Raw genomic sequence first — 4,940 nt, 5'->3', positions numbered from 1 at the left:
GCTTCAACACCCTGCTGCTCACCATCCGCGAGCGCCGCCGGGACCTCGGCATGCTGAAGTCGATCGGGATGACACCACGGCAGGTGGTGGCGATGACGGTCGTCTCGGTGGCCTGGCAGGGCGTGGCCAGCGGGATCATCGGCATCCCGGTCGGGATGGTGGCTCACCGCCTGATCACCGAGAACGTCGGGACGATCGTCTTCCCGGAGGAGATGCTCGACATCTGGAGCGCCCCGCTGCTCGTCGGCCTCGCCCTGGCGGGCGTGGCGATCGCCGTCCTCGGCGCGCTCGTCCCGGCCCGCTCGGCGGCCCGGCTGTCGATCGCCGAGGTGCTGCACAACGAGTGAGCACGGACCTCGGGACGGACGGCCGGTCGGAACCCCGACCGGCCGTCCGTGCCGTCCGGGCCTGCCGTGTCGGCCGCCGCGTCCGCCGCACGGCTGACGCATGCTCAGGCCGCGCTGTTCGAGCGCCTATCATCGCGCCATGGCCACCGCTGAGCTGATCCGCATCGTCTCCCGCTCCTCGCCCATGGCACTCGCCCAGGTCGACCGGGTCCGCGCCGAACTCGCCGTCCTGCATCCGGAGTTGCGCACCGAGGTGGTACCGGTCACCACCTCGGGCGACCGCTGGACCGGCGACCTCGCCGCGCTGGGCGGCAAGGGCGCGTTCACCAAGGAGGTCGACGCGGCGCTGCTCGCCGGGGAGGCCGACGTCGCCGTGCACTGCCTCAAGGACATCCCCGCCGACCGCCCGCTGCCCGCCGGCACCGTCTTCGCCGCGTACCTGCGCCGCGACGACATCCGTGACGCGCTCGTCCACCCCGGCGGCCTCGCCCTGGCCGAACTCCCGCCCGGCACCCGGATCGGCACCTCCTCCGTCCGCCGGGTCGCCCAACTCGCCGCCTCCCACCCGCACCTGGAGTGCGTCCCGATCCGCGGCAACGCCAACAGCCGGCTCGCCAAGCTGGAGGCCGGGGACGCCGACGCGCTGCTGCTCGCCGTCTCCGGCCTGGAACGGATCGGCGAGCAGGCGAGGATCACCGAGGTGCTCGGCGTCGAGGCGATGTGCCCGCCGATCGGCGCCGGCATCCTCGTCCTGCAGTGCCGCGAGGGCGACACCGCGACCATCGAGGCGGTCACCGCCCTCGGCCACCATGAAACCTGGCGCGAGGCGGCGGCCGAGCGGATGTTCCTGCACGCGCTCCAGGGCCACTGCAACAGCCCGATCGCCGGTTACGCCAGGGCGGAGAGGGACGGCCGCCTCTCGCTGCGCGGCCGGGTCTTCACCCCGGACGGCAAGCAGGTGCTGGACGCCCACGAGTGGGCGGGCGCGCTCAGCCCGGAGGACCTCGGGACCTCGGTGGCGCTGGCGCTCAAGCGGCAGGGGGCGCAGGAGCTGATCTCCTCGATCCCGCACTGATCCGGCCGGGCCGAGTGCCTCACGGCATGGGCCCGGCCGGGGGAGGCGCTGGTGGCCGGGCGCCGCCCCGACCGGACGGTACCGCCGAGGGCCGGTACCGCCGCGATCGGGGCGGTCGTGCATCCGCCGGTCACCGCCATCGAGGAGGACCGGGACCTCTCCTCGATGAGCGGCGTCCTGACCGGTACCGCCTAACGTCCGTTGCCGTCCGGACGGCCCGGCCTCACGTCAGGTGCCGGGCGAAGAACCGGGCCCCGGCGTCGAGCTCGAACTGCGGGACGCCGGTGTGCCCGCCCAGATTGGCGTGCAGCGTCTTCTCCTTGGAGCCGAAGGCGTCGAACAGGTCCAGGGCCGCCTGCCGGTCGTTCCCTTCGTCGTCCCACTGCAGCAGGACCTGCAGCGGAATGGTGACCTGGCGGGCCTCCTCGAACATGGTGCGGGGCACGAAACTCCCGGCGAACAGAACGGCGGCCGAGATGCGCGGCTCGACCACTGCCAGCCGGGCGCCAATGGAGATCACTCCCCCCTCGTACCCGACCGGGCCGCCGATCTCGGGCAGCGAAAGGAGGGCGTCCAGAGTGGCCCGCCATTCCGGGACCGCCTTCTCGACCAGCGGGAGGACAAGGGCGTCGACGATCTCGTCGCCGACCGGCTCGCCGGCCTCCATCACCCGGCGCAGGTCGGCGCGGGCCTGCTCGGCGGCGGCCCAACGGGGCCGGTCACCGCTCCCGGGCAGCTCGATGGTGGCCGAGGCGAAGCCGTACTCCGCCGCGTAGTACCGGGCCCGCCCTGCCAGCCGGGGGTACATCTTGCTCAGTCCGAGCGGCGGGGGACAGATCAGGATCAGCGGCGCCGGTGCGGACGCGGAGGCGGACGCGGGCGTCCACAGGATGCCGGGGATCTCGCCGAGGGTGAACTCGCGTTCGAGGACGCCGTCGTCGAGGCGTCGCTCAGAAGTGAACTGCATGGTCGTGCCTTTCGGGAGTGCTCTGGAACGGCGCTCCCGGACGACCTATCGCCCGGCCGTGACCCCGGAGGGGAGCACCCATGTCGATACTGCGTTCACGGGTACCACCTCCTCGTTCTCTCGCACGGCCTCCGGAAAACTAGCAGCGGCCGCCCTGGTCCGCAAACGGGTTTCTGCGGAGGTTCCGTGGCCGGATGCCACGGAGCCACTCGGGCCCGGGCCTGGTACGGCTGCGACGATGCCGCCGCTCGGCGTACCCGCTTCACCACCGACGCGTCCTCGACGCCGAGCTGCGCGGCCGGGCGCCCGGTGACCGTCCGGTGGTTTTTCCCTCCTCCGGCGAGAACCGGGAGAGTGTTCGGGGCGTCCGTTGAGGCGTGATCAGTGCGGTGCTCGGCGGGATGCCGATGTTCTGGCCCGGGCTGCTGCTCTCGCTGGTGCCCGCGGCCCTGCTGAACCGTCCGGTGGGGCGGTTGCTGCGGGCTCACTGGGTGGTGGGCTTCGTGCTGCTGCTCGGACTCGGCGGGGTGGTCACGGCGACGCTGCTGCCGGAGGCGTTCGAGCTCTCGGAGGGTGCCGTACGGCAGTGCGCCCTGGAGGGCGGCCGGCCGCGATCGCCGTACGAGCTGCTGCACGTCCGGCACATCGAGCTCAAGCTGGCGACCTACGCCCCGGTCGGGTTCGCGGCCGCGCTGGCGGGCACCCGGCGGCGGGCAGCGGTGGCGCTGCTGGGTGCGGCGGCGCTGCCGTTCGCGGTGTCGGCGGTGCAGTACGCGCTTCCGGCGATCGGCCGGGACTGCGACGTGCAGGACGTGTGGGACGGGGTGCAGGGGGTCGTCCTGGGAGCGGCGGTGGGCTTGGTGGCCGGGCCGCTGGTACGGGCGGTGCGAGCGAGGACGGTCTGAACTACTCGTCGAGCAGCGGGAACAGGCGCGTCACGGCTGCGACCGGGCGGGCCTCGGCCGGGCGGGTGGCCGGGTCGGTCTCGCGGCCCCGGTAGCGGGCGAGGACCTGGCGGACCGCCTCGCCGACGGCGGTCAGCTCCTCGGGCGTCAGGTAGACGACGGCACTGAAGGCCTCGTCCCGCTGCCACTCGGCCGGGGCCTCGGCGCGCCGGGCGAGCCAGCGCTGGTGGCTCTCGTCCTCCAGGCCGCGCGCCAGCTCGCCGAACTCGCCCTCTGCTGCGGGCTGTCGGACCGTCGGAAGCCGCCACGGCCGGGCCCGTCCGTCGGTGGCCGGGGCCTCTTCGATCAGCCCGTACCGGGCCAGCTGCCGCAGGTGGAACGAGCAGAGGCCCGAGCTGAGGCCGAGCCGGGCGGCGGCTTCGGTGGAGGTGACGGTGCCGTGTTCGGCGAGCAGTTCCAGCAGTGCGGTGCGGACGGCGTGTTCGGGAAGGGGGCCGGTTCTGACGAGGTCTTCGGTCACTTTGCAAAGCATGCTACTTTGCAAAGCCGACAGCAAGCCCAGCCCCTCGAAGGAGCGCCGTGTCCGAGCCGCGTGAACGCCCGACCGTCCTGCGGATCACCGAGGTGGGGGAGGAGATCCTGCGCCGCGCCTGCCGCACGGCGACGGAGGAGGACTTCGGCAGCGAGCGCCTGGCGCGGCTCATCGACGACATGTTCACCACCATGCACGTCGCCGACGGCTGCGGCCTCGCCGCCAACCAGGTGGACGTGGACCTGCGCCTGTTCGTCTACGACTGCCCCGACGACGACGGCGTCCGGCACACCGGCCACGTGCTCAACCCGGTGGTCGAGGAGCAGGATCCCGGGCGTGCGCTGATCGAGGAGACCGAAGGCTGCCTCTCCGTTCCCGGCGCCAACACCAGGCTCGCCCGCCCGGCCCGGACCGTGGTGCGCGGCGTCAACCAGCACGGCGAGCCCATCGTCATCGACGGCACCGGCTACTTCGCCCGTTGCCTCCAGCACGAGACCGACCACCTGAACGGCGGGCTCTACATCGACCGCCTCTCCGCCCGGGACCGCAAGAGGATGATGAAGCAGACCGCGGACCGGCGGGAGAAGGTGTTCGCCGAGCGCGCCGCCAGGGCCGCGAAGGTGGTCGGGGCCGAATAGCGCGGTGACCGCACAGGTGCCCGGCCCTGGCGTCCGATATCGCTGCCGCGCTCGCCGATTCGAGGGATCGGCAGCGGTTGTGCCGACGCGGACGGGGCGCGAGGGGAATCCCTGGTCCGGAGAGGCGCCCGCTCCCAGTCGTGCGCCCTCGGAAAGGAGAACAGTCATGCGTCGTCGTATCGCGATGGTCGGCATGCCGGCCATCGTCGGTGTGCTCGCACTCGCCGTTCCCGCCCAGGCGGCGACGGGCGTCCTGGTGGTGAACGGTGTGCCCCGGGAGAATCCGCAGCGGGGCTGCTACGCGACCTCGTCTCCGGTGTCGATCCGGAACTTCACGGACTCGACGGTTCTGGTGCACGCCGCGGCGAACTGCCAGGGGCCGGTGACGGCGGAGGTGGCTCCCGGGGCGTTCGCGCGGGCAGTCGGGACGAGCTACTTCGTCCTCTGAGTCGGTCCGCACCGCGCCGGAGCGGGAC

The 4,940-nt window shown here is 72.8% G+C and carries 8 protein-coding genes; 6 read left to right on the top strand and 2 right to left on the bottom strand.

Annotated features, from left to right (window positions below; genetic code table 11):
* From ACFU7Y_RS40140 to ACFU7Y_RS40130, 3 genes are all read left to right on the top strand, one after another.
* The coding region (locus ACFU7Y_RS40140) for an ABC transporter permease (RefSeq protein ID WP_380771312.1) at positions 1-347 on the top strand (347 nt) is incomplete at its 5' end.
* Between the two features lie 139 nt (positions 348-486).
* Positions 487-1,422, top strand: a complete 936-nt coding sequence (hemC, locus tag ACFU7Y_RS40135; RefSeq protein ID WP_224282209.1) for a hydroxymethylbilane synthase — start codon at positions 487-489, stop codon at positions 1,420-1,422.
* Positions 1,423-1,473: 51 nt separating this feature from the next.
* The gene (locus ACFU7Y_RS40130; protein ID WP_224282210.1) at positions 1,474-1,617 is read left to right on the top strand and encodes a hypothetical protein; all 144 of its coding nucleotides are present in this window, start codon (positions 1,474-1,476) and stop codon (positions 1,615-1,617) included.
* Between the two features lie 28 nt (positions 1,618-1,645).
* Here the strand turns inward: ACFU7Y_RS40130 and ACFU7Y_RS40125 are convergent, their stop codons facing one another.
* Positions 1,646-2,389, bottom strand: a complete 744-nt coding sequence (locus tag ACFU7Y_RS40125; RefSeq protein ID WP_380771311.1) for an alpha/beta hydrolase — start codon at positions 2,387-2,389, stop codon at positions 1,646-1,648.
* Positions 2,390-2,766: 377 nt separating this feature from the next.
* Here ACFU7Y_RS40125 and ACFU7Y_RS40120 point away from each other — a divergent pair, with 377 nt between their 5' ends.
* The gene (locus tag ACFU7Y_RS40120) at positions 2,767-3,294 is read left to right on the top strand and encodes a hypothetical protein (protein WP_224282212.1); all 528 of its coding nucleotides are present in this window, start codon (positions 2,767-2,769) and stop codon (positions 3,292-3,294) included.
* A 1-nt stretch (position 3,295) separates the two neighbouring features.
* Here the strand turns inward: ACFU7Y_RS40120 and ACFU7Y_RS40115 are convergent, their stop codons facing one another.
* On the bottom strand, positions 3,296-3,826 hold the full coding sequence (locus ACFU7Y_RS40115) for a winged helix-turn-helix domain-containing protein (protein WP_380771310.1): 531 nt from the start codon (positions 3,824-3,826) through the stop codon (positions 3,296-3,298).
* A gap of 47 nt (positions 3,827-3,873) precedes the next feature.
* On the opposite strand from ACFU7Y_RS40115, the gene def reads away from it, so the two are divergent.
* A complete protein-coding gene (gene def / locus ACFU7Y_RS40110; RefSeq protein WP_224282214.1) occupies positions 3,874-4,464 on the top strand; it encodes a peptide deformylase in 591 nt (196 codons plus the stop codon).
* A 166-nt stretch (positions 4,465-4,630) separates the two neighbouring features.
* Positions 4,631-4,912, top strand: a complete 282-nt coding sequence (locus ACFU7Y_RS40105; protein WP_224282215.1) for a hypothetical protein — start codon at positions 4,631-4,633, stop codon at positions 4,910-4,912.
* Positions 4,913-4,940: the final 28 nt, after the last annotated feature.

The organism is Kitasatospora sp. NPDC057542, assembly GCF_042801945.1.
Classification (GTDB): domain Bacteria; phylum Actinomycetota; class Actinomycetes; order Streptomycetales; family Streptomycetaceae; genus Kitasatospora.
This window is presented reverse-complemented; position numbering and strand designations above follow the sequence as displayed.